Below are 25,867 nucleotides of genomic sequence, written 5' to 3'. Positions count from 1 at the left end.
ACGCCAGTGGGCCAGCGGCTTCGTGCATTGGTACAACTGCGAGCACCGCCACAGCGCGATCGGCTACGTCACGCCGACGCAGCGCCATGCCGGGCAGGACCAGGCCATCCTGCAGGCTCGCCATCACCTTTACACCCAGGCCCGACAGCGCAACCCCGCGCGCTGGTCGGGCAGCACCCGCAACTGGGCGCCGGTCCAATCGGTCACGCTCAACCCTGAGCGCGACGGCATCTCCAATGCCGCGGCGACCGCATCGAATACGCAGCCTCGGGCTGCTTGATCGACGCGACAACTACCTTGACATGCTCCGGCTCCGCCTGGGCGAAAAACGCGCTGGCCAGCTTGGGGATCTCGTTGGCGCGGCGGAGCTCGCGCACTTCGCGCTCCAGTTCCGTGACGCGATTGGCCTCGGCCGTGGTCACGCCTTCGTTCAGCCGCATCTGCGGCGTGCTGCCGATCTTGCCGGAGATCGATACCACGGGCCGCCCACTGCGATTCGTGCTCACCTCGGTGCTCGAACACCATGCGCCCCGCACGCTCGCGAACCTCCGGCGAAAAACTTCTCTGATTTCCTCATGATGGCTCCATCTTCTCAAACGGGGGAGCCTCCGCGAAAACCGGGGCGGTTCAACATTCCTTCAGTTGTCACGTCGCATAAATGATAAGTTGCCGAGTATGTCGAACTTAAGTGGCCTGCGAGGTGCGATGACAAGGATTGGATCGAACGTTTGCTCATAAACGTTCGCTCATAAAGTAAGTCGGCCGCCATCAAAGACGAATCATCAAGTTGGATGTTCGCAATTCGAGAAATTTGTTCGGACTCGTTTACTTGTCGGCTAAGGCTATGTGCAACGATTGTCCTGCGTCCCGCCCAATATCCGCTCGATGACGTAAGCGGGAGCAATGCCGATCGTAGCCTTGATGCATTTCCATTAAGGATTTTTCATTGCCGTATGAGTTGCTTTTATTAATCAGGACTAGCTATGGATTACTCTGTCAATAAGGTGTCGACGAGTTCTCGACGGAATCGCTCAGAAAATGTACCGGAGTACCAGCCGAGTAACAGGGGATCGACCCAGAACGCACCAAGGCCACACGGCATGCCATCCCCATTAATGCCAGGTCATGACTATGTGGAGTCGTCCGCCAGACCAAGAACCTCCGTTTTACATAGAGCAAGGGCAGGTAGGCGCGCTTCAGGGCGTCAGAGTGAGGCTGGATCTACGTCCAGCCTGCCTCCTAAGTCGCCTGTAGCAAGCAATAGCACATACAAAACAATCAAGCCTAAGGAAACTTCAGCACTGTACAAAAACGTACCAAACGTGGTCGGAGTCATCGATACGCTTGGACCTGGTTGGGATGAACGTTGGGGCCCCCGCGATTGGGGCTCAGAGCCGATGGTGCGGTGCTCAGATGGCATCGTCCGACGGTATCCGACGTTCGAGAGGCGCCCGGATTCGAATTATCTTGGTCAGATTGAAACAGGTTTAATTTACACCGCTCCTTCAAATCGAGTTACCCAACGGTATGGCGCACTCGAAGCTACCGGTGATCATCGGCAAGCGTTTATGGTCGATGGCTATGCAGTAAGTCCGATACGTATCGGAAGTTTCGATGCGTATCCGATGCCTAATGGCAGATTCATGGTCCCTCAGCCAGGTTTTCGGGACTGCACGTTTGCATGTGAATTAATGATGAGATTGGATCATCAGTCTATTTCCGTCGATGGTGGCAGTGGACCAAGAGATAAAGGGAGGCGGCGGGACATGGCGGAGATTGTGGAGTCTCTTCGCGAGAATACTGGAAAGGAGCCGCATCTTTTCAAATGGGAAAATGTCAGCTACAAGAAGAATCTGATGGGTAATTTGCATCAGAGCCGGAGAGATGCACTTCGAGATCTGAGTAAAAAAATAGATCAAATGGGCCCTTGTATATTTTCAAAAGGTGGGCACGTGGTCATGCTGGATGACGTCAGGGAACATAAAGGAGAATTTTACTTAAAAATCAGAGACCCTTTTCACGCAGAAAGCGTGGAATTCAAAGACACGAAAGAGTTCTTTAGAGATCAATACGGAACTAAGGACAACGTCGGTTTTGAAGCTATTTTCCTGAAATGACCTGGAGCGTGTTATCAACTTTCCCGCCGCAGCTAGGGAAGGTCTGCACAACACGCGCATGAGTGTGCGGATGCGCTTAACCTGTTGATGTGTATGGCGCTCCGGGCCCGTTTCGCTTCAGTTCGGGTGAATGCGACGTAGATTGGCCGCCGCCTTGGCCTGTCTGGCGAACTGCGGACGCACTCATGCCAAGGCAGCCAGCAATTTGCGGCGCACCAGCCAGAGATTGGCCAACGCAAACAGCGTGTGCAGCTGTGCCGTGTTCTTGGCCAGCCCTCGGTAGCGCACCTTGGCATGCCCGAACTGGCGCTTGAGAACGCGGAACGGGTGTTCGACCCGCGCGCGGATGTGCGCCTTCACGCGCTCGAGTTGTCGGGTCAAGGCTTCGATCGGTTTGGCCGGATCCAGCAGGCGACGTTTGCCCGGCCGCATGGCGATGTGCCAGTTCACGTCGCGCCTGGCATCAGGGCGTTGGCCGGCGCCTTGGTAGCCAGCATCGGCATAGACATCACGGTCGCTTGCGCGCACCAGACTGTTGGCCTCGATCACATCATTGACCGCGCCGCTGGTGCCGCGCACGGTGTGTACCAGGCCCGAGTCGGCGTCCACTCCGATATGGCACTTCATGCCGAAGTACCACTGCTGCCCCTTGCGGCTTTGCTTCATCTCCGGGTCGCGCTCGCCGCTGCTGTTCTTGGTCGAGCTGGGCGCTGCGATCAAGGTGGCGTCCACCACCGTGCCGCTCTTGAGCATCACGCCCTTGGCGCTGAGCAGATCGTTGACGGTCTGCAGGATCTGCACAGCCAGCTTGTGCTTCTCCAGCAGGTGTCGGAACCGCAGGATCGTGCTCTCGTCGGGCAGCCTTTCATCCCAGCCTTCGAGCCCTGCGAACTCGCGGAACACCGGCATGTCGTGCAGCGCTTCCTCCATGGCCGGGTCGCTCAGCGCGAACCACTGCTGCATGAAATGGATGCGCAGCATGGTCTCGCACGGGAACGGAGGACGCCCCCGCTTGCCTTCGGGCAGGTACGGCGACACCAGGGCCACCAGTTCGGGCCATGGCACGACCTTCTCCATCTCATCCAGGAATTCCCGCCGCCGCGTTCGCTTCGCCGTCATTCCCAGGCCCAGGCTGTGCTGTTTCATGCGACGTATCGTCTCAGGGCTTCATGCCGATGCCAAGCATGTCGTGGGGCGGTTTATGCAGACCTTCCCTAGCACCCTGTGCGGCGGCGGGCAACATGAGCACAGCGAAGAACAAGAAATGCAACCCTCCGATGCCGGGGAGGAGGATCCAAAGCAGATCGATATTCTGCGACGTGGCCGGGTTCTCTCGCCCCGTCAACTTCTGCGCCAGCCGCTTCTCCTCGCGGCGTGGCGCCGGTTCCATCGGGAACCTGCCCCGCGCAGGGGCGGGGTTTTCTGACGATGCGTCATGGCGCTCCCGACAGGGCGCGTTGCAGCCTTGCGCCGATCCACGCGACGCACCGCACGGCCATCGAGTTGCCGATGGCCTCGTAGCGCGGCCCATCCGCCGCGGGCCTGCCGCCGTTGGGCACCAGCGTGTGATCGTCCGGCATGCCCTGCAGTCGCTGACACTCGCGAGGCATGAGCCGCCGCATGCGCCATCGCAGGCCCAAACTGCCGTCGCCTGAAGGCTCGCATACGAAGTGGTCTTCGTGGGCCGCACACCATGGGATGGCCCTGTCCGGGCTTGCCTCCGCCAGTGGAGAGCGTACCCGTGATCTGGCCATGGCCGCCTCCCCACGCAGCGCGTTGCGGGAGTTCTGCGCGAACGCGATCGCCGGGACGATACCGCCGCTGTTCCATATGGAGTTTGTGGCTCAGTGACTGAGCTCGTTTTGCTGTTGCGCAATGGCGTTTTGAATGCTTTTGCATGATTGCAGGGCGCAACAGCGGATCTAACATGGAGAAGTGTTAGAAACGCACTGAAAGCTGTGATCGAATCATTTCTCGGCGTATTAGATTTTGCTCAACGCTCGTGAGGAAACTGCATTGTCGAGTTTCATGACCCCATTGCATGGCCAGTGAATATTTTTTAACATGATTGCCGCAGCAGGGCGATATGACGCTGCGGTACAGCATGTCCTTGCTCGCTGTAATTATGCTGGTTCCCGGATGAGAAAATGCACTGGCTGGTCAGTGCGAATAATAACTTCTATTGGAGGAATATCATGATTTTTTCGAACTGGCCCCTCGCTCGCCGGCTTTCTCTGGCATTTGCCGGCGTGATCGGGATTTTCCTGGTGGTTATCGGCGTGGCGATCAAGAGCCAGAACGAGCTCAAGCAAGCTGATGAAATGAATCAGCACACCCATGTGGTCCTGGGTGTCGGGCAGGAGATGCTCCAGAGCATGGTGAACATGGAAACGGGGGCGCGAGGTTTCCTGCTGGCCGGGGAGGAGCGGTTTCTCGAACCCTGGGCTGCCGGCATCAAGAGTTTCGATGCCGCCTGGAACAAGGCAAGATCCCTGACTTCCGATAATCCAGCCCAGCAAAAGCGCCTGGAGGACATGCGAATCCGTAAGGCAGAGTTCGTTTCCATTGTCGAGAAAATGCAGGGGCTCCGCAGGGAGGTCAATAGCGGTGCCGTATCCTGGGAAGATTTTCTGGCCGAGTTCAGGAAAGGCCTGGACAAGGCCGCCATGGATGGATTCCGTGCGCTCGAAGGGGGGTTCAGCAAAATGGAGAGGGACCTGCTTGCAGTTCGCGCCGCCGCGCTGGATAGTGCCCGTCGCACGACCTTGATGCTTGAATTCGGTGGGGCGGCCCTGGCAGTGGCAATGGCCACCTTCCTGGGGATGTGGGTCATCCGGTCGATCACCAAGCCGGTTTCCCAGGCTCTCGGCGTAGCGCAGGCGGTGGCCGATGGTGACCTGACCACGCACATCGATGTCGCCGCCCGGGACGAGGTCGGCACCCTGCTGCTGAGTCTCAAATCCATGAACGAATCGCTGACCCATGTCGTCACGCGGGTACGCGAAGGCAGCGAATCGGTGGCTGCCGCAAGCACCCAGATTGCCCAGGGCAATTCCGACCTTTCGGTGAGGACGGAGCGCCAGGCCAGTGCGCTGCAGCAAACCGCCGCGTCGATGGAGCAACTGGGCTCTACCGTGAAGCAGAATGCGGACAACGCACGGCAGGCCAACCAGTTTGCCCAGGACGCCAGTGTGGTGGCAACGCGGGGAGGCGAGGTGGTGTCTCAGGTGGTGGAGACAATGAAGGGCATCAGCGAAAGCTCGCGGAAGATCGCCGACATCATCAACGTCATCGACGGCATTGCGTTCCAGACCAACATCCTCGCGCTGAATGCGGCGGTGGAGGCAGCCCGCGCGGGTGAGCAGGGACGCGGTTTCGCGGTGGTGGCTGGAGAAGTGCGCAGCCTGGCCGTGCGAAGCGCCGAGGCGGCGAAGGAAATCAAGGACCTCATCAACACCAGCGTCGCGCGTGTCGAAATGGACGAACAGCTTGCGGATCGGGCTGGCAGCACCATGGGCGAGGTGGTCGGAAGCATTCGCCGGGTGACCGAGATCATGGGCGAGATCAGTGCAGCCAGCGGGGAACAGAGCGCCGGCGTCAACCAGGTCGGCGAAGCCGTCATCCAGATGGACCAGGTCACCCAGCAGAACGCCGCACTGGTCGAGGAAATCGCAGCCGCAGCCGCCAGCCTCAGGGCCCAGGCGCAAGACCTGGTACAGGCCGTGGGCATCTTCAAGCTGGAGCATGCAGGCATGGGCCAGCCCATCTTTTCGAGCACCGACCGGGCGCTGGCGCCCTGGAGCAACTGACACGTCCCGTCCGGCACCGGGGTGGACACGCTTCGGGCTGATCCACTTGCTCCTCCTCATATCCCACGAGATGGGGACTTGCCAGTCACCTGTGTTGCATCCGTGGCGCCGGAAAGGGTTTTTCATCGGAAATCAAGTGGCGGGCGGTTACGCTCTGCCCAACTGTCGCATTGCATTTTGTCGATTCGGCTGCACTGGCGAATCGTCTCAATGTCTCTGTCTCCTTTTTCGCGCCTCCATCCGGCCTGCTATGCGCTGGTCGTCGATGACCATCCACTCGTCGCACAGGGCATGGCCGATTTTCTGGGCCTGCACGCCGCTGTCGCCGAGACACGCCATGCCTTCGACGCCACCAGCGCGTTGCGCATCGTTGCCGCGCACGGCCCCCCCATGCTGGCTCTCGTGGATTTCTGGCTCGCCGAGGGCGCCTCGACCTCGTTCATCGCCAGCCTCGTGGCGATGTCTCCGGGGACCCGTGTGCTGGTGACGAGCGCCGACCCGCATCCGGCGATTGCGTTGAAGGCCCGCGCCAGCGGTGCCCATGGGTTCGTGCACAAGGGCGATCCCCCCGAGACCTACCATGCGGCCGTGACATCGGTGCTTCGTGGCCAGGTCTGGTTCGATGCGAATGCGACAGTATTGCCCTCCCGATCTTCGGCCGGGTGCATGGCGCCTCGCGAGATCCGCCTGGCGCCTGCCGACATCGGCCTGACGCCACGGCAGGGTGAAATCCTCGCGCTGGTCCTGGACGGTCTGCCGAACAAGCCGATTGCTTCCTCGCTTCACCTCTCGGAGCACACCGTGAAGGAACATCTCACGGCGATCCTGCAGAAGCTCGAGGCCCGCAACCGTGTGGAACTCATCGCCAAGTTGCGCGGTGTTCGCATCGATGGCGCCTGAACCGCGCGGGGTGGCGGAAAGTGCGCGGCGGGTGAGGTGTCCGGGGGGCAGGCCGGGTCTGCCGTGATTTACCGGAAGGTTTGCCCGAGCCCCAATCCTCCCCAGCCACAATCTCCCTTGACTTGGTAGTAGTCGATGATGTTGGTGTTCTTGTCGGCCCAGAATCCGATCTGGCATGCCGGCTGAACACGCTCGGTCCGGTATTGCTCCACATATACCGGGCGCCCTTGTGAAGTATCCACGGACGAGCCCACCAGCTTTTGCTGATCGTAGGCTCCCCTGCGTTTTTCGAAGAAATAGAATTTATGGCCGTAGAACTTGCTGCTGGGATCGACCTTGGTTTCGGTACCCACAAGCCAGGGGTTGCCGAACACCTTGTAGGCTTCCGCAATGTTCTTCCCCATGAGGTTCTCTGCGGCCTCCCGCTCCGGGGCAAGGGTTGAACATCCGGATATCGCTGCGGTCCATGCTATGAAAAGTGCAGCAAGAGCCGGTTTGGCAGATTTTGCAGTGGATGGGGGGGGTGAGTTGCATATTCATCGCATTTCCTCTTTACCGGGGCTGAAGGGCTAGTACCGCACGAAATAGGGATCCGTGCACTCGCTGAACACGACTGCGCAGTTCGCTCTGCCGCTGTCCTGGCAGTCCTTGAGGGCCGTGAGCCGGCAACCTCCTTGTTCTTTCCCGTGTTCGTGAAAACACCCCGCTGCGCACTGGAGCCGGAGACGGCAATGCACTGGTTGAAGAACGTCGCGTCCACCTTGCAGTCGGGTGCGCCCTGGGCCTGGCATCTTGTCAGGGCATCCTGGCGCGCGTCTGCTTCCGAGTCCTTGCCTTTGGAGGACCACGCTCCACCTGCCTGGTTGGAACTCACGAGGGCTCCCCAGGTTTTCACCCAATGGCCTGTCGGCCGCGGAGGCGCACTGTCTCCGCTGTCGCCGCCCGGACCGCAGCGCGCGCTTCCGGCGGCCACGCCGGAGGGGCATGCGGTCTGGGCATGCAGGCTCGAGACCGCGATGAATACCGTGAGAAGCAGGGGGCAGGTCGTATGGAACTTCATGTGCATGCTTTCCTGTCTCAGTCCGGCTTGCCTGCGCCGGGTACGGGAAGCTGGCACTGGGGGCTGCCTGCCTGCACATGGTTGGCTTTGGCCTTGGCCTGCACGTCCTTGAAACCCTCGGCGTAGAGGGTATCGAAGGTCGCCTGGGAGACGCCGTCTGCCAGGTAGAGCCGGCGCGTCTTTTCCTTGTGTGCATCGACCTGGGCCTGGTTGAGCTTGCCGCACACGAAGGCCATCGCTGCCGCTTCGCCGGTGGACCTGATCGCTTCCTTGTTGAATTCGCTGGCGCCCTGCGCTTGCGCCAGCGGTAGGCATGCGATCGTGAGCAAGGCAGCCAGGATGGGGGAGAGGCGGGACATCTCAGACTCCATGTTGAACAGTTTGCGATGGGGCTGAATTGGAAGCCAGCCCCCGGGGGCCGGCGCTGCGCGGCGCGCGCCGGTGGAAGGTGGGCATTAGAACCCGGCCGCGGAATATGGATGCAACCAGATTCAACAGAGATGCCTCAATGACCGGGCGCACCGGGGCAGCCTGCCGCCAGCCCGAGGGCATGCAGCACGGCCCTATCATGGCAGGATCTGCCGGCCCGGTTTCCAGGGTTCCAAGCTGCAACAGGGAATTTTTCCGCGAAGACCGCGCCCACCATGCCACCCCATCACTTTCCCAAGCCGGCGGCATCGCGGCTGCTTGCAACGATCACTGTGCTGTTCGCCATGTCCTGGTCGGCCTGCGCGGGGGATGCCACCGGGCAGCCGGCGGGTGCTCTGCCACCTCCCGGGCGGCCGGCGCCATCCGGAAGCGGTGCTTTGCAGCCGGGTGAATACCTGACGGAGCGAGGCTGGGGGCGCCTTGTGCTCAAGAGCGAGGGAGGGGTGATGGCTTTTTCGCTCGAAACGGTGACGGGTGACAACCTGTGCACGCTCGATGGAACCATCGACCGGGGGCAGGGCATCGCCAGGCAGGACGGTGGGCGCTCTTCCTGCATGGTGGGCTTTGGCGTCAACGCACAGGGGGTCGATGTCAAGGCCGCCACTCCGGCCGAGTGCAGGGATTTCTGCGGCTACAACGGGAGTTTCGCGGGACGGTATTTGCGGGTGAAGCAAGGCTGCGGCAGGGACGAAGTCGATCGCACGCGTGCTGCGTTCCAGCGTCTTTACGACCAGAGAAACTTCAAGGCGGCCCTCGCCACCCTGTCTCCTTATATGTCTCAGTTGGTTCCAACTTCAGTCGTCAAGGCAGGCCGGCCGGCCTTGGCCACTGAACGGGTTGACTCACCGCCGCGCAGCCTGTGTCTCCTGCGAGCGCGAGCTCGAATGACAGCCCAGGGCGCACGGTGGTGGTCCCTTTGTTCTGCCGCATCCCGAATGGTTGACCGAACACATTTCGTATTCGTAAGGCTGGGAGTTGGAGAACCGCTATGAGTGAACTCGTCTACGTGGGCATCGATATCGCCAAGAACAGCTTCGAAGTGGCTGTCACGGGCGAACTGCAGACGCTCAATCTGGCCAACGACGAAGCCGGCCATGCCCAGCTGTGCCAATGCCTCGCACCGCTGGCGCCCAGGCTCATCCTGATGGAGGCCACCGGCGGCTATGAGCAAGACCTCGCGCTGGCCTTGGCGGGCGCGGGCTTGCGCGTGTCGGTGGTCAACCCTCGCCAGGCACGCGACTTCGCGCGCTGCGTGGGCAAGCTGGCCAAGACCGACCGCATCGACGCGCAAGCTCTGCGCAGCTTTGCCTCGATGCTCGATGCGCAAGGCCACCAGCCTCGTGCCCTGGCCGACGACGAGCGCCGCGAGCTCACGGCCCTGGTGGTGCGCCGCAGGCAACTGCTGACCATGCTGGTGTCCGAGCGCCAGCGCCTGGGCGTGGCCCACCGCAAGGCCAAGCCCAGCATCCTGGCGATCATGGATGCCATCGCGGCGCAATTGCACGATGTCGATGACGAGCTCAAGGCGCATGTCCAGACTCACCACGCCGACCTGGCCAAACTGCTGACCTCGGTCAAGGGCGTGGGGCCGACGACCGCCTGCACGCTGCTGGCGCAACTTCCCGAACTCGGCCAGCTCAATCGCAAGCAGATCACGGCCCTGGTCGGTCTGGCGCCCATGAACCGCGACTCGGGCACGCTCAGGGGCCAGCGCCACATCTTCGGTGGCCGCGCCGACGTGCGGCGCGTGCTCTACGTCGCAGCCTTGGTCGGCACGCGCTTCAACCCCGTCCTCAAGGCGTTCTACGCCAAGCTGCTGGCCGCGGGCAAAGCCAAGAAGGTCGCCCTCGTGGCCTGCATGCACAAGCTGCTGGTCATCCTGAACGCGATCGCTCGCACCAGGTCGCCCTGGCGCGATGACTTTGCTGAGCGTCTTTGAGCTAGTCATTCAAGATGGTTGCTGTGCTGGAGAACTGTTCGGTGACCCTGGACTGGGAAGACGAGGGGGCCATTCGGAACGACCTGGCCATCACGCAATACCGCAACGGGCTTCATGCGCAATGCCTGGCGACACTCGCCAGATATGCAGAGGATGCGGCAAAGCACGATGATGCGGCGGTGGATGGCTGGGCGCCTGCCCTTGCGGAGCGCTACCTGGAGATCGTGCGTGCGGCCCGGACGAACATTGGCCTGTGCCGCAAAGGGGCGACGCGCACGAGTCCCGGCTAAACGCTCTAGAATCCGCTCCCGAAAATCGCCTGTTCAAGGGCGCCCTCCTGACAATGGTTCGCCGGATCGTCATCGTCTTCATGCTCTTGCTGCTGCCGCTCCAATGGACGGCAGCGCAGTTCCATGAGTCGTCTTCGCCTGCCGCGTCGGTCGCGAAGGGGTCTGCCTTTGTCCAGAACAAGACCGCCGACGAGGCGGGCAGCTTTCATTTCTCCGAAGACCGCGGCATTCCCTGTCCATTCCACAACGTCGCCCAACCCTCGGCGGTCGGTGACCTGCCGAACCCGTGGTGCCCCACGCAGCAGGCCTCGAATGCGTGGGTCGTTCCCAGGCATCTCCGGCACCAGGGCAAGGGTGCTGCCAACGATATCGAGCGCCCCAAATGGCCTTTCCTCGCTCCATCGACGGTGGACGGCGGGAGAACGATCGCCTGATTGACTGCGACCCTGCGGTCCACCGAAGTTTTGTTCACTTCGGAGACCCAGGTGTCCCATACCAGACCATTCATCGCAACGGCCTGCGCTGTCCTGTTGGCCGGCGTGCCCGTTGTCCCTGCGCTTGTCCATGCGCAATCCCTGAGCGCCCCTTCCGGGGCCGCGTTCCATGAGCCGACGGCCGCGACCCTGACTTTGGCGGAAGCCATTGCGCTGGCGCTCGCCAGGCACCCCGCCGTCGCCGTGGCGCAGCGGGAGTTCGACGCGACGCGCGGCGCCGTCCTGCAGGCCGGCCCGCGCCCGAACCCCGAGCTGTCCGTGCAGCAGGAGGATTTCAAGCAGGGGCGACGAACGTCCACCGTCCAGATCACGCAATCGCTGGAGCTCGGCGGCAAGCGGGCCAGCCGGACAGCTGTCGCCGAGCGGATCAGCGCGCAAGCGGCTGCCGACATCGAGCAGGCCCGTGCGGACGTGCGTTCCCAGGCCGTCGTCGCCTTTCATGAAGTGCTGGTCGGCCAGGAACGCCTGCGGCTGGCCCAATCCTCGCTGCAACTGGCCAGCGGCGATGCGGAAGCGACCGGCAAACGGGTGCAGGCGGGCAAGATCGCCCCGCTGGAGGAGACGCGGGCCAAGGTAGCGCGTGCCGCGGCGGCCGCAGAATTGGCGCAGGCGGAAGGCGCCCTGCGGGCCAGCCGCCAGAGACTGTTCTCCTTATGGGGCGACATGGGCCGCAGCGGGACGGCGTTGATCGGCCACCTGGACCTGCCGGCCGAAGGCCTGGCCGACGAGGCGGTGTTCGCGCGGATGGCCGCATCGCCCGCACTGCAGCGCGCCCGGCTCGAGCTGGAGCGGGCGCAGGCCGCCGTGGCGCTCGAACGCTCGCGCCAGGTCGTGGATGTCGCGGTGTCCGTCGGTGTCAAGCGCAGCCAGGAGAACGGGGTGACGGCTGCCGTCGTGGGCCTGACCGTGCCCCTGCCGGTGTTCGACCGGAACCAGGGCAACCTCGCCGAAGCGCTGGCACGCGAGGAAAAGGCCCGCGAAGAGCTGAATGCGGTCGAGCTGAAGCTCGCGTCCGATATCGCCCAGGCCCGGGAGCAGTTGCGGTCTGCCCGTGCCGAGGCGCAGACATTGCAGCAGGACGCGATTCCCGGTGCGCGCGAAGCCTACGAGGCCGCATCGCGGGGATTCCAGCTGGGCAAGTTCAGCTACCTGGAAACGCTGGATGCCCAGCGCACCCTGGTCGGCGCCCAGTCCCAGTTCCTTCGCGCGCTGCTCGATACCTACCGCGCCGCAGCCGAACTGGAGCGCCTGCTCCACGTCACGGACGCGTCTTCCACCCTCCTGAATCCTTCCAGGCCCTGAACGCCATGCAAAAAAATACCGATACTTCCACGGGCAAGGTCCAGGCCAGCCATGTGGTTCTCGTCATCGTCCTGGTCGTCCTGACCGCCGTCGCCGGGTTCTTCATCCTCCGCCCCGCGAAACCCGGTGGCGCCGATGGGTACGCGGCCGACGCGCGGCCGGCGGACGCGCATGGCGAGGGCCATGCCGGGGAACCTGAGGAACATGGCCGCGAGGAGGGCCATGAAAAGGGCCGAATCGCCTTCTCGGACGAGCAGTTCAAGTCCTCCGGCGTGGCCGTCGAAACGAGCGGGCCCGGAGTGATCGAGACCCGCACCCGGCTGCCCGGTGAAATCCGGTTCAACGAGGACCGCACGGCGCACGTGGTCCCCCGCGTCGCCGGTGTCGTCGAAAGCGTCGGCGCCGATCTGGGGCAGCACGTACGCAAGGGCCAGGTTCTGGCCGTCATCTCCAGCGTGGCGCTGTCCGAGCAGCGCAGCGAACTGCTGGCCGCACAGAAGCGCCTGGCCCTGGCCCGTACCACCGCGGACCGCGAGCGCAGGCTGTTCCAGGACAAGATCTCGGCCCAGCAGGACGTCCTGCAGGCAGAGCAGGTTCTGCACGAGGCGGAGATCGCCGTCGCGAACGCCAGCCGGAAGCTGCGGGCACTGGGAGCGGCCGCCAGCTCCGGCGATCTTGCGCGGTTCGAGCTGCGGGCGCCCTTCGATGGCATGGTGGTCGAAAAGCACATTGCGCTGGGCGAGTCGGTGAAGGAAGACGCGAATGTGTTCACCATCTCCGACCTCTCCACGGTGTGGGCCCAGATCAATGTGACGGCGGCCAACCTGCCGCTGGTGAAGGTCGGGGAGCCCGTGGCCATCCAGGCAACAGGCTTCCAGCATGAGGCGACCGGCAAGGTGTCGTATGTCGGCGCGCTCATCGGGGAGCAGACGCGCACCGCCACGGCACGCGCGACGCTGCCGAATCCCGAGATGGCGTGGCGTCCCGGATTGTTCGTCACGGTGGAACTGGTCACCGGCAAGGCCGAGGCGCCTGTCACCGTGGCCGCGGACGCCATCCAGATGGTGGAGGGCCGCCCGACCGTGTATGCGAAGGTGGACGGCGGATTCGAGCCGAGACCCGTCAAGACCGGCCGCTCGGATGGCCGGAGCATCGAGATCCTCGACGGACTGGCCGCCGGCACTGCCTATGCCGGCAGGGGCAGCTTCGTCGTCAAGGCACAGCAGGGCAAGGGCTCCTCGGGCCACGAACACTGAGAAGCACCATGTTCGAGCGAATCATCCATTTCTCCATTGCCCATCGCTGGCTCGTGATGCTCGCCGTCGCGGGCATGGCCGCACTGGGCATCTACAACTACCAGCGCCTGCCCATCGATGCGGTGCCGGACATCACCAATGTCCAGGTGCAGATCAACACGGCGGCACCCGGCTACTCCCCGCTGGAGACGGAGCAGCGGATCACCTATCCGATCGAAACGGTGATGGCGGGGCTCCCGGGACTGAAGCAGACCCGTTCCCTGTCGCGCTACGGGCTGTCGCAAGTCACGGTGATCTTCGAGGACGGCACGGACATCTATTTCGCCCGCCAGCTGGTCAACGAACGCATCCAGGCCGTGCGCGAGCAGATGCCCGAAGGCGTGGGGCCCGTGATCGGACCGATTTCGACGGGCCTGGGCGAGATCTACCTGTGGACCGTGGAGGCGGAGGAGGGTGCGCGGCGCCCGGACGGCAAGGCGTACACGCCCACCGACCTGCGCGAGGTCCAGGACTGGATCATCAAGCCGCAACTGCGCAATGTGAAAGGCGTGACCGAGATCAACAGCATCGGCGGATTCGCCAAGGAGTACCAGGTGGCGCCGAGCCCTGAAAAACTCCATGCCCATGGCCTGACGCTCGCCGATGTCGTCACGGCACTGGAGCGCAACAACGAGAACGTGGGGGCCGGCTACATCGAGCGCCGCGGCGAGCAGTACCTGATCCGGGCGCCCGGCCAGGTGCGGACCATCGAGGATGTCGGAAACATCGTCGTCAGCAACGTGGCGGGCGTTCCCATCCGCATCGGCGACGTGGGCGAGGTGATCGTCGGCAGGGAGCTGCGCACCGGAGCGGCCACGGACAATGGCAAGGAAGTGGTTCTCGGCACGGTGTTCATGCTCATCGGAGAGAACAGCCGCACGGTGTCGCAGGCCGTGGACCGGAAGATGGAGGAAATCAACCGGACCCTGCCCGCGGGCGTGAAGGCCGTGACGGTCTATGACCGCACGGTGCTCGTGGACAAGGCGATCGCCACGGTGAAAAAGAACCTCCTGGAGGGCGCGATCCTGGTGATCGCCGTGCTCTTCGCATTCCTCGGAAACATCCGCGCGGCGCTGATCACCGCCATGGTCATTCCACTGGCAATGCTCTTCACCTTCACGGGTATGGTCTCGCAGAAGGTCAGCGCCAACCTCATGAGCCTCGGAGCACTGGACTTCGGGATCATCGTGGACGGCGCTGTGGTGATCGTGGAGAACTGCGTTCGGCGACTGGCCCATGTGCAGCAGGCATCGGGGCGGGCGCTCTCCTTGAAGGAGCGGTTCGCCGAAGTGTTCGAGGCCGCCCGGGAAGCCCGGCGCCCGCTGATCTTCGGCCAGCTCATCATCATGGTGGTGTATCTGCCGATCTTCGCGCTGACGGGGGTCGAAGGGAAGATGTTCCATCCCATGGCCTTCACCGTCGTGATGGCGCTGCTCGGCGCGATGATCCTGTCGGTGACCTTCGTTCCGGCCGCGGTCGCGCTTTTCATCGGCAGGTATGTCGCGGAAAAGGAAAACCGGATGATGGCCTGGCTGCGCGGACGCTACGAACCGCTGCTGGAGCGGGCGCTCGGCGCGAAGCTGGTGGTGCTCACGGCGGCCATGGCGGCCATGGCGGCCATCGTCCTGTGCGGGCTCATGGCGACCCGCCTGGGCACCGAGTTCGCCCCCAACCTCAGCGAAGGAGACCTCGCGATCCAGGCCATCCGCATCCCGGGAACCAGCCTCAGCGAATCGGTCGCGATGCAGCAGAAGATCGAGGTCGCCGTGAAGGCGAAATTCCCCGAGGTCCGGCGTGTCTTCGCGCGGACGGGCACCGCGGAGATCGCCTCCGATCCGATGCCGCCGAACATTTCCGACGGCTACATCATGCTGAACCCGGTGAGCGACTGGCCCGAGCCGCGCAAGACCCCGGCGGAGCTGCGGGATGCCATCCAGAAGGAGGTCGAGAAGATCGCCGGGAACAGCTACGAGTTCTCGCAGCCCATCCAGCTGCGCTTCAACGAGCTCATCTCCGGCATCCGCAGCGACGTCGCGGTGAAGATTTTCGGCGACGACATGGAGGTGCTGAACAAGGCAGCGACGGAAGCGGCGGCCGTGTTGCAGAAGCTGGGCGGCGCCTCCGAAGTCAAGGTCGAGCAGACCACCGGCCTGCCTGTCCTCACCGTGGGCATCGACCGCTCAAGGGCCGCGCGCTATGGCCTGAACATCGCGGATGTGCAGTCCACCCTGGCGACGGCCGTGGGCGGCCGGCGCGCTGGCACGATGTTCGAAGGCGACCGTCGCTTCGACATCCTGGTGCGCCTGCCGGAGGATGTCCGGACCGACCTGGAGGCGATCCGCCGGCTGCCCATCGCCCTGCCCAGGACCAGCAGTGCCGCGACGTCTTTCATCCCGCTGGGCGAGGTGGCTTCCCTGGACATCGCGCCGGGGCCCAACCAGGTGAGCCGCGAGAACGGCAAGCGCCGGATCGTCGTCAGCGCCAACGTGCGCTCGCGGGACCTCGGCTCCTTCGTGTCGGAGGCGCAGGCGGCGATCCGGCAGGTCGCGCTGCCCTCCGGCTACTGGGTGGAATGGGGCGGCCAGTTCGAGAACCTGCAGTCCGCGGCGAGCCGCCTGAAGATCGTGGTGCCGGTATCGCTCGGCCTGGTGTTCGTGCTGTTGTTCGCCATGTTCGGCAACGCGCGGGACGGGCTGCTGGTGTTCACGGGGATACCGTTCGCGCTGACGGGCGGGGTCCTCGCGCTCTGGCTGCGCGACATCCCGTTGTCCATCTCCGCGGGCATCGGGTTCATCGCGCTGTCCGGGGTGGCGGTGCTCAATGGCCTGGTGATGCTGTCGTTCATTCGGCAGCTGCGCGAAGAAGGCATGCCGCTGCCCGAGGCGGTACGTGCCGGCGCGGTGCAGCGCCTGCGGCCGGTGCTCATGACGGCGATGGTGGCATCGCTCGGCTTCATGCCCATGGCCGTTGCCACGGGGACCGGGTCGGAGGTGCAGCGCCCGCTGGCGACGGTCGTGATCGGCGGCATCCTGTCGTCCACCATCCTGACGCTGCTGGTGCTCCCGCTGATCTACAGCATGGCGCACCGCCGGGGCGGCATGCCCGCCAACGGTGGGCCGGAATCCGCGAGCTGAAGAAGCAACGCGGTCTCACCCGGGTCAATCGGCCCTGGCGCCGCCGACACCCGGCGCATCGGCGGTGTCGCTCCCGAAGTGCCGGCAGTGGTTCTTGCCGTCCTGCTTGGCTTCGTACATTGCATGGTCGGCCTGCCGCAGCAGCAGGTCGGGCGTGTCCCCGTCGGTAGGGTAGAAGCTCAGGCCCATGCTGGCCGAGACGAAGCCCTGGCCCTTGGGCAGGGGCACGGGCTGGCGCACGGCGTGCAGGATGCGGTCGATGAGGGGCGTGCAGTCCTCGGGGGCCTGCAGTCCATTGATGAGCACGACCATCTCGTCGCCGCCCAGCCGGGCGAGGGTGTCCTCCGCGCGCAACTGGGCCTGGATGCGCCGGCCGACCTCGACGAGGAGTTGGTCGCCCGCGGCATGGCCGTGCTGGTCGTTGACGCGCTTGAACCCGTCGAGGTCGAGGTAGCACACGGCCAGCAGCTGGCGCCTGCGCTGCGCCTGCGCGATGCCCTGCACGAGGCGGTCCGCCAGCAGGCGCCGGTTGGGCAGTCCCGTCAGGCTGTCGTAGAGCGCGATGTGCTGCAGTTCCTGCTCGTGCGCCTTGATCTGGCTGATGTCGGTGATGACCACGATGTAGTGGTGCGGATAGCCTTCCTTGCCCAGCACGCTGGCGATGGAGATGCGCTGCGGCATGGCGATGCCCAGGCCGCGTCCCAGGATCTCGCCCTGCCAGTACCCCTGCGACTGGATGGTGCGCCAGATCGCCGCGAAGCGGGGCCGGTCGAGGGCGCGGTCTTCAGCGGCGCCGTCCTCCGGGGTGTCTTCCGAGCCCGGATAGAGCTGCTCGACCGGGGTGCCGAGCAGGTCCTTCCGGCAGATGCCGGTCATGCGCTCGAAGGCGGGGTTGGCATCCACGATGTGGTGGTCCGAGTCGAGGATCAGCACGGCCTCGTAGCTGTGCTCGAACACGCTGGCGGCGATGCCCAGGCGCATCTCGGCCTCCTTCACGCCGCGCAGGTCGATCAGGAAGCCGACGAACAGCGGGCCGTCCGGCGCGTTGGCGCGGCCGATGGACAGGCGCAGCGGCAGGGCGCTGCCGTCGCGGTGCAGGCCCACCACTTCCCGGCCGGTGCCGATGATGCGGGCCTCGCCGGTGGCCAGGTAGCGCTGGAGGTAGCCGTCGTGGGCTTCGCTGTCGGGCGAGGCATCAGCATGCGGATGTTGCGGCCCAGCACGTCGCCGGCGGTCCAGCCGAAGATGCGCTCGGCCGACTGGTTGAAGCTCTGGATGATGCCGCGCCCGTCGATGGTGATGATGCCGTCCACGGCCGTGTCCACCAGCGCGCGCAGGCGCGATTCGCTGCGCCGCGCCTGGCGGTAGAGATCGCGGTAGAGGATGAATCCGTTCACCGCGCCGGCGAACAGCCCCACGCAGGCGGTCACGAGGGTCACGGTGATCGCCATCATCTGCACCCACTCGCGCCCCCCGCCGCCGCCCGGCTCGGCCGTGCCGACGAAGCGGGCCGCGGCCATGGCGGTGTAGTGCATGCCCGAAATCGCGCAGCCCATGATGGCGCCGCCGAGCAGGTTGGCCTTCCATGGCGCCATGCCGAGGCGGCGCTTGAGCATGAAGCGCACCCACAGCGCCGCGTTGGCCAGCGCCACGGCCACCACCAGCGAGGCGATGAACCACAGCGGGTCGTACCGCAGCAGAGGGGCCATGAGCATGGCCGCCATGCCCATGTAGTGCATGGCGCCGATACCGGCGCCCACGAGCACGCCGCCCAGCACGAGCTGGCGCGGCTGCACCTCGGGGCGAGCCAGCAGCGACAGCGCCAGCCAGGAGGCGCACATTCCAGGAAACATCGACAGCATCGTGAGCGCCACGTCGTAATGCACGGCGGCGCACAGCGTGAATGACAGCATCCCGATGAAATGCATGGCCCAGATGCCCGCGCCGAGCGCCACGCCGGCACTGGTGAGGGCGAGCACGCGCGACAGCGTGATCTGGGTGCCGCGGGCCTGGCCGGAGAGGTAGAGCGCGAGGGTGGAGGACAGCACCGCGACAGCGACCGAGAGAGCGACGAGCGCGGGATCGTGGCTGCCGGTGAGCAGGGCGCCTGCGGGCAGCCCGTCGGCCCCGTCCAGAAGAAAGAAACGCTCCAGTTCCAGCATGCGCAATGCTCCTCCCAGGTGTCGATGATGGCCGCAGACCTTCGTGGGGCGGCGCTGCTTTTTCGCTCTCTGTCCCCAATGATGCGGTGAGCGTCGCCCGGCGACAAGTCGCCCTCGCAATATCCCGTGCCGCGGCATGCATGCATGCATGCACGCGACGCGGCAAGGTCCGCGTCAGCCGCCGGGCCTAAGGGGGCGGGCGTGAATGGTCGGGAAGGGCGAAGGGAAGGCTCAGGCCGCGGCCTGCAGCCCCTGGCTGAAATGGTCCAGCATCGCGGCCGCGGCGCGTTCACCGTTCCGGGCCTGCAGGGCGCCCAGGATGTCCGCGTGCTCGCGCAGCGACTCTTCGATGCGGCCCTGGCGCAGCAGGGAGTTGTGGCGGTTGAGTTTCATGACCTTGCGCAGGTCGGCGACCATCTGGTTGCGCCAGCGGTTGTCCGCCAGTTCGAGCAGTCGCATGTGGAACCGCTCGTTCACGCCGAAGAAGCGGTCCCGGTCGTCCACGCACGCGGCCAGTTCGGCGTGCAGCGCCTCCAGTTCCCGCAACTGCGCATCGGTAGCGCGCTGCGCGACCACGCGGGCGGCGTCGCTCTCCAGTAGCGCCAGCAGGTGATAGACGTCGCGCAGGTCCTTGTCGGACACTTCGGTGACGTAGGCGCCGCGCCGCACCTTCATCGTCACGAGGCCCTCGGCCGCGAGCACCTTCAGCGCTTCGCGAAGCGGGGTGCGGCTGATGCCGAATTCCTCGGCGATCTTCAGCTCGTCGATCCAGCTGCCGGGCTGCAGCTCGCGGCGGAAGATGCGCTGGCGCAATTGCTCCGCCACCTCTTCGTAGAGGGCGCGCGGGGTGAGCGAGGCGGTGGACATGGCGCGGAATGGTACGTCAAAAAATGATGAATTAATAATTACGGAATCGGCTAGACTAGCCCTTGCTTCCCGCGCACGCCAGGAGACAAGCCGGCGCGGAACCTCCGATCGACCTGCAAAACCCCGACGCGAGCCATCCATGAGCAGCAGACAGACGCCCCCGCCCGAATTCCAGCCCGCCGATCTCGCCGCCTGGGCGAAGGCGGCGGCCAAGTCCGCGCCGGGCGGCGATGTCTCCGCGCTGAACTGGGTCACGCCGGACGGGATCACCGTCAAGCCGCTCTACACGGCGGAGGACGTGGCGGGCCTGCCGCACGCCAATACCCTGCCGGGCTTCGAACCCTACGTGCGCGGTCCGCAGGCCACCATGTATGCGGTGCGGCCCTGGACGATCCGGCAATACGCGGGCTTTTCCACGGCGGAAGAATCGAACGCCTTCTACCGCAAGGCGCTGGCGGCCGGCGGGCAGGGCGTCTCGGTGGCGTTCGATCTCGCCACCCACCGCGGTTACGACAGCGACCATCCGCGCGTGACCGGCGACGTGGGCAAGGCCGGGGTGGCCATCGACAGCGTGGAGGACATGAAGATCCTCTTCGACGGCATTCCGCTCGACAAGGTGAGCGTCTCCATGACGATGAACGGCGCCGTGCTGCCCGTGCTGGCGGGCTACGTGGTCGCGGCGGAAGAGCAGGGCGTGCGGCAGGACCAGCTCTCCGGGACCATCCAGAACGACATCCTCAAGGAGTTCATGGTCCGCAACACGTACATCTACCCGCCCAAGCCTTCGATGCGCATCATCGGCGACATCATCGGCTATACGGCGCGGAACATGCCGAAGTTCAACTCCATCTCCATCAGTGGCTACCACATGCAGGAGGCGGGCGCCAACCAGGCGCTGGAGCTGGCGTTCACGCTGGCCGACGGCAAGGAGTACGTGAAGACGGCGATCGCCTCGGGGCTGGACGTGGACGAGTTCGCGGGGCGGCTGTCGTTCTTCTGGGCGATCGGCATGAACTTCTACCTGGAAGTGGCCAAGATGCGCGCCGCGCGCCTGCTGTGGTGCCGCATCATGAAGGGCACGGGCGCCAAGAACCCCAAGAGCCTGATGCTGCGCACGCACTGCCAGACCTCGGGCTGGTCGCTCACCGAGCAGGACCCCTACAACAACGTGGTGCGCACCACCATCGAGGCCATGGCGGCCGTGTTCGGCGGCACGCAGAGCCTGCACACCAACAGCTTCGACGAGGCCATCGCGCTGCCCACTGAATTCTCGGCCCGCATCGCGCGCAACACGCAGCTCATCATCCAGGAAGAGACGCACATCACCAACGTGATCGACCCCTGGGCCGGCAGCTACATGATGGAAAAGCTCACCCAGGACATGGCCGACGCCGCCTGGAAGATCATCGAGGAGGTCGAGGCCATGGGCGGCATGACCGCCGCGGTGGATTCGGGCTGGGCCAAGCTCAAGATCGAGGCGGCCGCTGCGGAGAAGCAGGCGCGCATCGATTCGGGCAAGGACGTGATCGTGGGCGTGAACAAGTACCGCCTGGCCAAGGAAGACCCGGTGGACATCCTGCAGATCGACAACGTGAAGGTGCGCGACGGCCAGATCGCGCGGCTCGAACGCATCCGCGCCACGCGCGATGGCGCAGCCGTGCAGCAGGCGCTGGATGCCCTGACCGCGGCCGCGGAGTCTGGCTCCGGCAATCTGCTGGAGCTGTCCATCCAGGCGATCCGCCTGCGCGCCACGGTGGGCGAGGTGAGCGACGCGCTGGAGAAGGTGTTCGGCCGCCACCGTGCCGACACGCAGAAGGTGACCGGCGTCTATGCCGCCGCCTACGACTCGGCCGAGGGCTGGGAAAAGCTCAAGGGCGAGATCGACGCCTTCGCGGAAAGCGAGGGCCGCCGCCCGCGCGTGATGATCGCCAAGCTGGGCCAGGATGGCCACGACCGCGGCGCCAAGGTGGTGGCCACGGCCTTCGCCGACCTGGGGTTCGACGTGGACATGGGGCCGCTCTTCCAGACGCCCGAGGAATGCGCGCGCCAGGCGATCGAGAACGACGTGCATGCCGTGGGCGTCTCCACGCTCGCTGCCGGCCACAAGACGCTGGTGCCGGCCATCATCCAGGCCCTCAAGGACCAGGGCGCCGACGACATCATCGTGTTCGTGGGCGGCGTGATCCCGCAGCAGGACTACGACTTCCTCTACGCATCGGGCGTGAAGGGCATCTACGGGCCGGGCACGCCCATTCCCGCGAGCGCCAAGGACGTGCTGGAGCAGATCCGCAAGGTCGTGGCCGCCTGAGGATGCGTGCGCCCGCGATGCCTGTTGCCTCGTCGTCCTCACCACCGTCCGGACCCTCCGGCTTGGGCTGGGAGGCCGTCTCCGAAGGGGACTTTGCCGCCATGGCCGACCTGCGGGCCGATGCCCTGCGCGAGAGCCTTGAGCGGCTGGGCCGCTTCGATCCGGTGCGCGTGCGGGAGCGGCTGCGCGATGCCTTCGTGCCCGAGGGCATGCGCCACATCGTGCGGGGCGGCGAGCGCATCGGCTACCTCACGCTGCTGCCGCGCGCGGCCGACGGCACGCTGCGGCTGCACCATCTCTATCTGCGGCCGGGCGCGCAGAACACAGGCGCCGGCAGCTGGGCCATGGCCTGGGTGCAGGCGCAGGCCCGCGCGCGCGGCTGCGACGTGACGCTGTGTGCGCTCAAGTGCAGCGACGCCAACCGCTTCTACCTGCGCCACGGCTTCCGGCAAGTGGCCGAGGAGCCTTTCGACCTGGAGTACCGCTGGAGCCCGTCGTGGGACGGCCTGGCTTCGGGAGCGCAGCCATGACCGCGCCCCCCCATCCGCTCCTGGCCGGCATCACCGGCGCGCCCGGAGCCGTGCAGCGCCGTGCCATCGCCAAGGCCATCACGCTGCTCGAATCCACGCGCGCCGACCACCGTGCCCAAGGCGACGCATTGCTCACCGCGCTGCTGCCGCACACCGGCAAGGCCTTCCGCCTGGGCCTGAGTGGCGTGCCCGGCGTGGGGAAGTCCACCTTCATCGAGGCGCTGGGCCTGCACCTGATCGCGCAGGGCCACCGCGTGGCGGTGCTGACCATCGACCCGTCCTCCAGCGTGTCCGGCGGCTCCATCCTGGGCGACAAGACGCGCATGGAGCGCCTGTCGGTGCATGAGCAGGCCTACATCCGCCCCAGCCCTTCCAGCGGCACGCTGGGCGGCGTGGCGGAGAAGACGCGCGAGGCCATGCTGGTCTGCGAGGCGGCCGGCTACGACATCGTGATCGTGGAGACGGTGGGCGTCGGCCAGAGCGAGACCGCCGTGGCGGGCATGACGGACATGTTCGTGCTGATGCAGCTACCCAACGCCGGCGACGACCTGCAGGCGATCAAGAAGGGCGTGATGGAGATCGCGGACCTGGTGGCGATCAACAAGGCCGACATCGACGCCCATGCCGCGACGCGCGCCGAGGCGCAGATCACCTCCAGCCTGCGGCTGTTTGGCCAGCACGGCCACCCCGGGCATGCGCGGCACGACTCGGCGCTGTGGCATCCGCGCGTGCTGCAGATCAGCGCGCTGCAGGGCCGCGGCGTGGACGCCTTCTGGGCGGCGGTGGAGGACTACCGGCGCGTGCAGTCGGCCAACGGGCATCTCGCGGCGCGGCGCCGGCAGCAGGCGCAGGCCTGGATGTGGGAGCGCATCGACGCCGGCCTGAAGCAGGCGTTCCGCGCGCAGCCGCAGGTGCGGGCGATGCTGCCGGGCCTGCGCGAGGACGTGCTCGCCGGGCGCATCGCGGCATCGACCGCGGCACGCAGCCTGCTGCAGGCGGGCGGCTTCGCGCCCCCCTGACCGGCCCGCGCGGGCCGCGGGCGCCACACGGACATTCGCACAGACAATTCACGGATCGTTGGAAGGAAGACCATGCAAGACATCCTGGAACAGCTGGAGAAAAAGCGCGAGCAGGCCCGCCAGGGCGGCGGCGCGAAGCGCATCGAGGCGCAGCACAGGAAGGGCAAGCTCACCGCGCGCGAACGCATCGAACTGCTGCTGGACGACGGCACCTTCGAGGAGTGGGACATGTTCGTCGAGCACCGCTGCACCGACTTCGGCATGCAGGACCAGAAGATCCCCGGCGACGGCGTGGTGACGGGCTACGGCATGATCAACGGCCGGCTGGTCTTCGTCTTCAGCCAGGACTTCACCGTGTTCGGCGGCGCGCTGTCGGAGGCGCACGCAGAGAAGATCTGCAAGATCATGGACCAGGCCATGAAGGTCGGCGCCCCGGTGATCGGCCTGAACGATTCGGGCGGTGCGCGCATCCAGGAAGGCGTAGCCTCCCTGGGCGGCTATGCGGACGTGTTCCAGAAGAACGTGATGGCCTCGGGCGTGATCCCGCAGATCAGCATGGTGATGGGGCCCTGCGCGGGCGGCGCCGTCTATTCGCCCGCCATGACGGACTTCATCTTCATGGTGAAGGATTCGAGCTACATGTTCGTCACCGGGCCCGAGGTGGTCAAGACCGTGACGCATGAAGAGGTCACGGCGGAGGAACTGGGGGGCGCCGTCACCCACACCACGCGCAGCGGCGTGGCCGACATGGCCTTCGAGAACGACGTGGAGGCGCTCATGATGCTGCGGCGCCTGTACAACTACCTGCCGCTCAACAACCGCGAGAAACCCCCGGTGCGCAGGAGCACCGATCCGGCGGACCGCAAGGACCTGAGCCTGGACACCCTGGTGCCCGAGAACCCCAACAAGCCCTACGACATGAAGGAGCTGATCGCCAAGACGGTGGACGACGGCGACTTCTTCGAGTTGCAGCCCGACTACGCGCGCAACATCGTCGTGGGCTTCGGCCGCATGGACGGGCAGGTGGTGGGCATCGTGGCGAACCAGCCGCTGGTGCTGGCGGGCTGCCTGGACATCAAGTCCAGCATCAAGGCCGCGCGCTTCGTGCGCTTCTGCGATGCCTTCAACATCCCCATCGTGACCTACGTGGACGTGCCCGGCTTCATGCCCGGCACCAGCCAGGAATACGGCGGCATCATCAAGCACGGCGCCAAGCTGCTGTACGCGTATGCCGAGGCCACCGTGCCCAAGATCACCGTGATCACGCGCAAGGCCTACGGCGGCGCCTACGACGTGATGGCCTCCAAGCACCTGCGCGGCGACGTGAACCTGGCCTGGCCCAACGCGGAGATCGCGGTGATGGGCGCCAAGGGCGCCGTGGAGATCATCTTCCGCGAGGACAAGAACGACCCCGCCAAGCTGGCCGCGCGCGAGGCCGAGTACAAGGCCCGCTTCGCCAACCCCTTCGTGGCCGGCAGCCGGGGCTTCATCGACGACGTGATCCTGCCGCACGAGACGCGAAAGCGCATCTGCCGCAGCCTGGTCATGCTGCAGAACAAGAAGATCGAGAACCCGTGGCGCAAGCACGGCAACATTCCATTGTGAGCCGCCGCACCGCGAAGCCCTGCACGGCCGCTCGGACGAACCTCCCGGGAGCACGATGAAAACCGTCTGGATCATCGATGGCGCCTACCTCTTCAACTACGGCAAGAGCAAGCCCTTCGACTACCTCAAGCTGAAGAACGAGATCACCCGGCTGAACGGCGGGCCGATCCGCGAGAGCTACTACCTGAACTCCGTCAGCGACCCTGCCACGGATGCGCAGAACGCGTTCCATTCGTGGATCAAGACCGCGCCTCCCCACGGGCCGAAGTTCCGCGTGCAGCTCTACAAGCTCAAGAAGATGCACATGAACTGCGCGGCATGCGGCCATTCGTCCGACCGGTGGGTCCAGAAGGGTGTGGACGTGGGCATCGCCACGCTGATCATCAAGCTCGCCGCGCAGAACGTGTACGACCGGCTGATCCTCTCCGCAGGAGACGGCGATTTCGAGGACGCGATCTCCTACGTCAAATCCGAATTGCACAAGGAGGTGTGGGTGTCGGGCTCCGCGGCCAGCCTGTCTCCTGACCTGCAGTCGTATTCGGACAACGTCCTCTGGATGGAGGACATGAGCCCGACCATCGACCGGATCTCCTGATCGCCTGCCCGG

Annotated in this window: 23 protein-coding genes and 2 pseudogenes; 16 read left to right on the top strand and 9 right to left on the bottom strand. The window is 65.2% G+C overall.

The genetic code is table 11. The annotated features are described in order from the left end of the window. Window positions 1–280, top strand: a pseudogene (locus BLR99_RS23165) (hypothetical protein); the annotation flags it as partial. Between the two features lie 43 nt (window positions 281–323). Here the strand turns inward: BLR99_RS23165 and BLR99_RS22685 are convergent. Continuing rightward, window positions 324–525 (bottom strand): annotated as a pseudogene (locus BLR99_RS22685) (transposase); the annotation flags it as partial. A gap of 797 nt (window positions 526–1,322) precedes the next feature. Between BLR99_RS22685 and BLR99_RS22680 the strand changes: the two are divergent. Further along, window positions 1,323–2,117: a hypothetical protein gene (locus tag BLR99_RS22680; RefSeq protein WP_133246181.1), complete on the top strand. Its 795-nt coding sequence runs from the start codon at window positions 1,323–1,325 to the stop codon at window positions 2,115–2,117. A 183-nt stretch (window positions 2,118–2,300) separates the two neighbouring features. Here BLR99_RS22680 and BLR99_RS16370 read toward each other — a convergent pair whose 3' ends face one another. Genes BLR99_RS16370 through BLR99_RS23890 form a run of 3 tightly spaced genes read right to left on the bottom strand, consistent with a single transcriptional unit; the run spans window position 2,301 to window position 3,871 of the window. Next, entirely contained in the window at window positions 2,301–3,263 is a 963-nt protein-coding gene (locus BLR99_RS16370; protein ID WP_011794694.1) for an IS5 family transposase, read from the bottom strand. Between the two features lie 13 nt (window positions 3,264–3,276). Beyond that, complete coding sequence (locus BLR99_RS16365; protein WP_017438041.1) at window positions 3,277–3,507, bottom strand: hypothetical protein; 231 nt, start codon at window positions 3,505–3,507, stop codon at window positions 3,277–3,279. A gap of 43 nt (window positions 3,508–3,550) precedes the next feature. Then, a complete protein-coding gene (locus BLR99_RS23890) occupies window positions 3,551–3,871 on the bottom strand; it encodes a DNA cytosine methyltransferase (RefSeq protein ID WP_228194017.1) in 321 nt (106 codons plus the stop codon). 441 nt (window positions 3,872–4,312) lie between these two features. Here BLR99_RS23890 and BLR99_RS16355 point away from each other — a divergent pair, with 441 nt between their 5' ends. Together BLR99_RS16355 and BLR99_RS16350 are read left to right on the top strand one after the other, a co-directional pair. Further along, window positions 4,313–5,926 (top strand): methyl-accepting chemotaxis protein, encoded by a 1,614-nt coding sequence (locus BLR99_RS16355; RefSeq protein ID WP_011795597.1) that lies wholly within the window; start codon window positions 4,313–4,315, stop codon window positions 5,924–5,926. A gap of 210 nt (window positions 5,927–6,136) precedes the next feature. Then, window positions 6,137–6,826 carry a LuxR C-terminal-related transcriptional regulator gene (locus BLR99_RS16350; RefSeq protein ID WP_011795598.1) on the top strand — a complete coding sequence of 230 codons (690 nt, stop codon included), beginning with the start codon at window positions 6,137–6,139 and terminating at the stop codon, window positions 6,824–6,826. Window positions 6,827–6,894: 68 nt separating this feature from the next. Here the strand turns inward: BLR99_RS16350 and BLR99_RS16345 are convergent, their stop codons facing one another. The 3 genes from BLR99_RS16345 to BLR99_RS16335 form a co-directional block, all read right to left on the bottom strand. Further along, a complete protein-coding gene (locus BLR99_RS16345; protein WP_011795599.1) occupies window positions 6,895–7,230 on the bottom strand; it encodes a hypothetical protein in 336 nt (111 codons plus the stop codon). A gap of 65 nt (window positions 7,231–7,295) precedes the next feature. Continuing rightward, window positions 7,296–7,886: a DUF4189 domain-containing protein gene (locus BLR99_RS16340; protein WP_233427236.1), complete on the bottom strand. Its 591-nt coding sequence runs from the start codon at window positions 7,884–7,886 to the stop codon at window positions 7,296–7,298. A gap of 17 nt (window positions 7,887–7,903) precedes the next feature. Next, window positions 7,904–8,245, bottom strand: a complete 342-nt coding sequence (locus BLR99_RS16335) for a hypothetical protein (RefSeq protein WP_011795601.1) — start codon at window positions 8,243–8,245, stop codon at window positions 7,904–7,906. Window positions 8,246–8,530: 285 nt separating this feature from the next. Here BLR99_RS16335 and BLR99_RS23520 point away from each other — a divergent pair, with 285 nt between their 5' ends. The 7 genes from BLR99_RS23520 (at window position 8,531) to BLR99_RS16300 (ending at window position 16,769) form a co-directional block, all read left to right on the top strand. Beyond that, window positions 8,531–9,307, top strand: coding sequence for a hypothetical protein (locus tag BLR99_RS23520; RefSeq protein ID WP_011795602.1), 777 nt, complete (start codon window positions 8,531–8,533; stop codon window positions 9,305–9,307). Next, window positions 9,304–10,254 (top strand): IS110 family transposase, encoded by a 951-nt coding sequence (locus tag BLR99_RS16325; protein ID WP_011793809.1) that lies wholly within the window; start codon window positions 9,304–9,306, stop codon window positions 10,252–10,254. Before BLR99_RS23520 ends, BLR99_RS16325 begins: the two co-directional genes overlap by 4 nt. A gap of 14 nt (window positions 10,255–10,268) precedes the next feature. Next, entirely contained in the window at window positions 10,269–10,544 is a 276-nt protein-coding gene (locus BLR99_RS16320) for a hypothetical protein (protein WP_052658265.1), read from the top strand. A gap of 53 nt (window positions 10,545–10,597) precedes the next feature. Further along, entirely contained in the window at window positions 10,598–10,978 is a 381-nt protein-coding gene (locus tag BLR99_RS16315; protein WP_017438046.1) for a hypothetical protein, read from the top strand. A gap of 195 nt (window positions 10,979–11,173) precedes the next feature. Then, window positions 11,174–12,340: a TolC family protein gene (locus tag BLR99_RS16310; protein ID WP_228194016.1), complete on the top strand. Its 1,167-nt coding sequence runs from the start codon at window positions 11,174–11,176 to the stop codon at window positions 12,338–12,340. 5 nt (window positions 12,341–12,345) lie between these two features. Continuing rightward, window positions 12,346–13,596: an efflux RND transporter periplasmic adaptor subunit gene (locus tag BLR99_RS16305; RefSeq protein WP_011795605.1), complete on the top strand. Its 1,251-nt coding sequence runs from the start codon at window positions 12,346–12,348 to the stop codon at window positions 13,594–13,596. Between the two features lie 8 nt (window positions 13,597–13,604). Continuing rightward, complete coding sequence (locus BLR99_RS16300; protein ID WP_011795606.1) at window positions 13,605–16,769, top strand: efflux RND transporter permease subunit; 3,165 nt, start codon at window positions 13,605–13,607, stop codon at window positions 16,767–16,769. A 24-nt stretch (window positions 16,770–16,793) separates the two neighbouring features. On the opposite strand, the gene BLR99_RS16295 is transcribed toward BLR99_RS16300, so the two are convergent. Both BLR99_RS16295 and BLR99_RS16290 read right to left on the bottom strand, forming a co-directional pair. Next, entirely contained in the window at window positions 16,794–19,073 is a 2,280-nt protein-coding gene (locus BLR99_RS16295) for a diguanylate cyclase domain-containing protein (protein WP_228194015.1), read from the bottom strand. Window positions 19,074–19,162: 89 nt separating this feature from the next. Next, window positions 19,163–19,798: a GntR family transcriptional regulator gene (locus BLR99_RS16290; RefSeq protein ID WP_011795609.1), complete on the bottom strand. Its 636-nt coding sequence runs from the start codon at window positions 19,796–19,798 to the stop codon at window positions 19,163–19,165. 139 nt (window positions 19,799–19,937) lie between these two features. Here BLR99_RS16290 and scpA point away from each other — a divergent pair, with 139 nt between their 5' ends. The 5 genes from scpA (at window position 19,938) to BLR99_RS16265 (ending at window position 25,855) form a co-directional block, all read left to right on the top strand. Continuing rightward, window positions 19,938–22,106: a methylmalonyl-CoA mutase gene (gene scpA / locus BLR99_RS16285; protein ID WP_011795610.1), complete on the top strand. Its 2,169-nt coding sequence runs from the start codon at window positions 19,938–19,940 to the stop codon at window positions 22,104–22,106. A 101-nt stretch (window positions 22,107–22,207) separates the two neighbouring features. Beyond that, window positions 22,208–22,636, top strand: a complete 429-nt coding sequence (locus BLR99_RS16280) for a GNAT family N-acetyltransferase (protein ID WP_046059557.1) — start codon at window positions 22,208–22,210, stop codon at window positions 22,634–22,636. Then, a complete protein-coding gene (meaB, locus tag BLR99_RS16275) occupies window positions 22,633–23,655 on the top strand; it encodes a methylmalonyl Co-A mutase-associated GTPase MeaB (protein WP_011795612.1) in 1,023 nt (340 codons plus the stop codon). Before BLR99_RS16280 ends, meaB begins: the two co-directional genes overlap by 4 nt. A gap of 72 nt (window positions 23,656–23,727) precedes the next feature. Continuing rightward, the gene (locus BLR99_RS16270; RefSeq protein ID WP_011795613.1) at window positions 23,728–25,260 is read left to right on the top strand and encodes an acyl-CoA carboxylase subunit beta; all 1,533 of its coding nucleotides are present in this window, start codon (window positions 23,728–23,730) and stop codon (window positions 25,258–25,260) included. 55 nt (window positions 25,261–25,315) lie between these two features. Continuing rightward, entirely contained in the window at window positions 25,316–25,855 is a 540-nt protein-coding gene (locus tag BLR99_RS16265; RefSeq protein ID WP_011795614.1) for an NYN domain-containing protein, read from the top strand. Window positions 25,856–25,867 lie beyond the last annotated feature (12 nt).

Source organism: Paracidovorax citrulli, from assembly GCF_900100305.1.
GTDB lineage: Bacteria > Pseudomonadota > Gammaproteobacteria > Burkholderiales > Burkholderiaceae_C > Paracidovorax > Paracidovorax citrulli.
The sequence above is the reverse complement of the archived record's forward strand: the minus strand, read 5'-3'. Positions and strand labels throughout refer to the sequence as shown.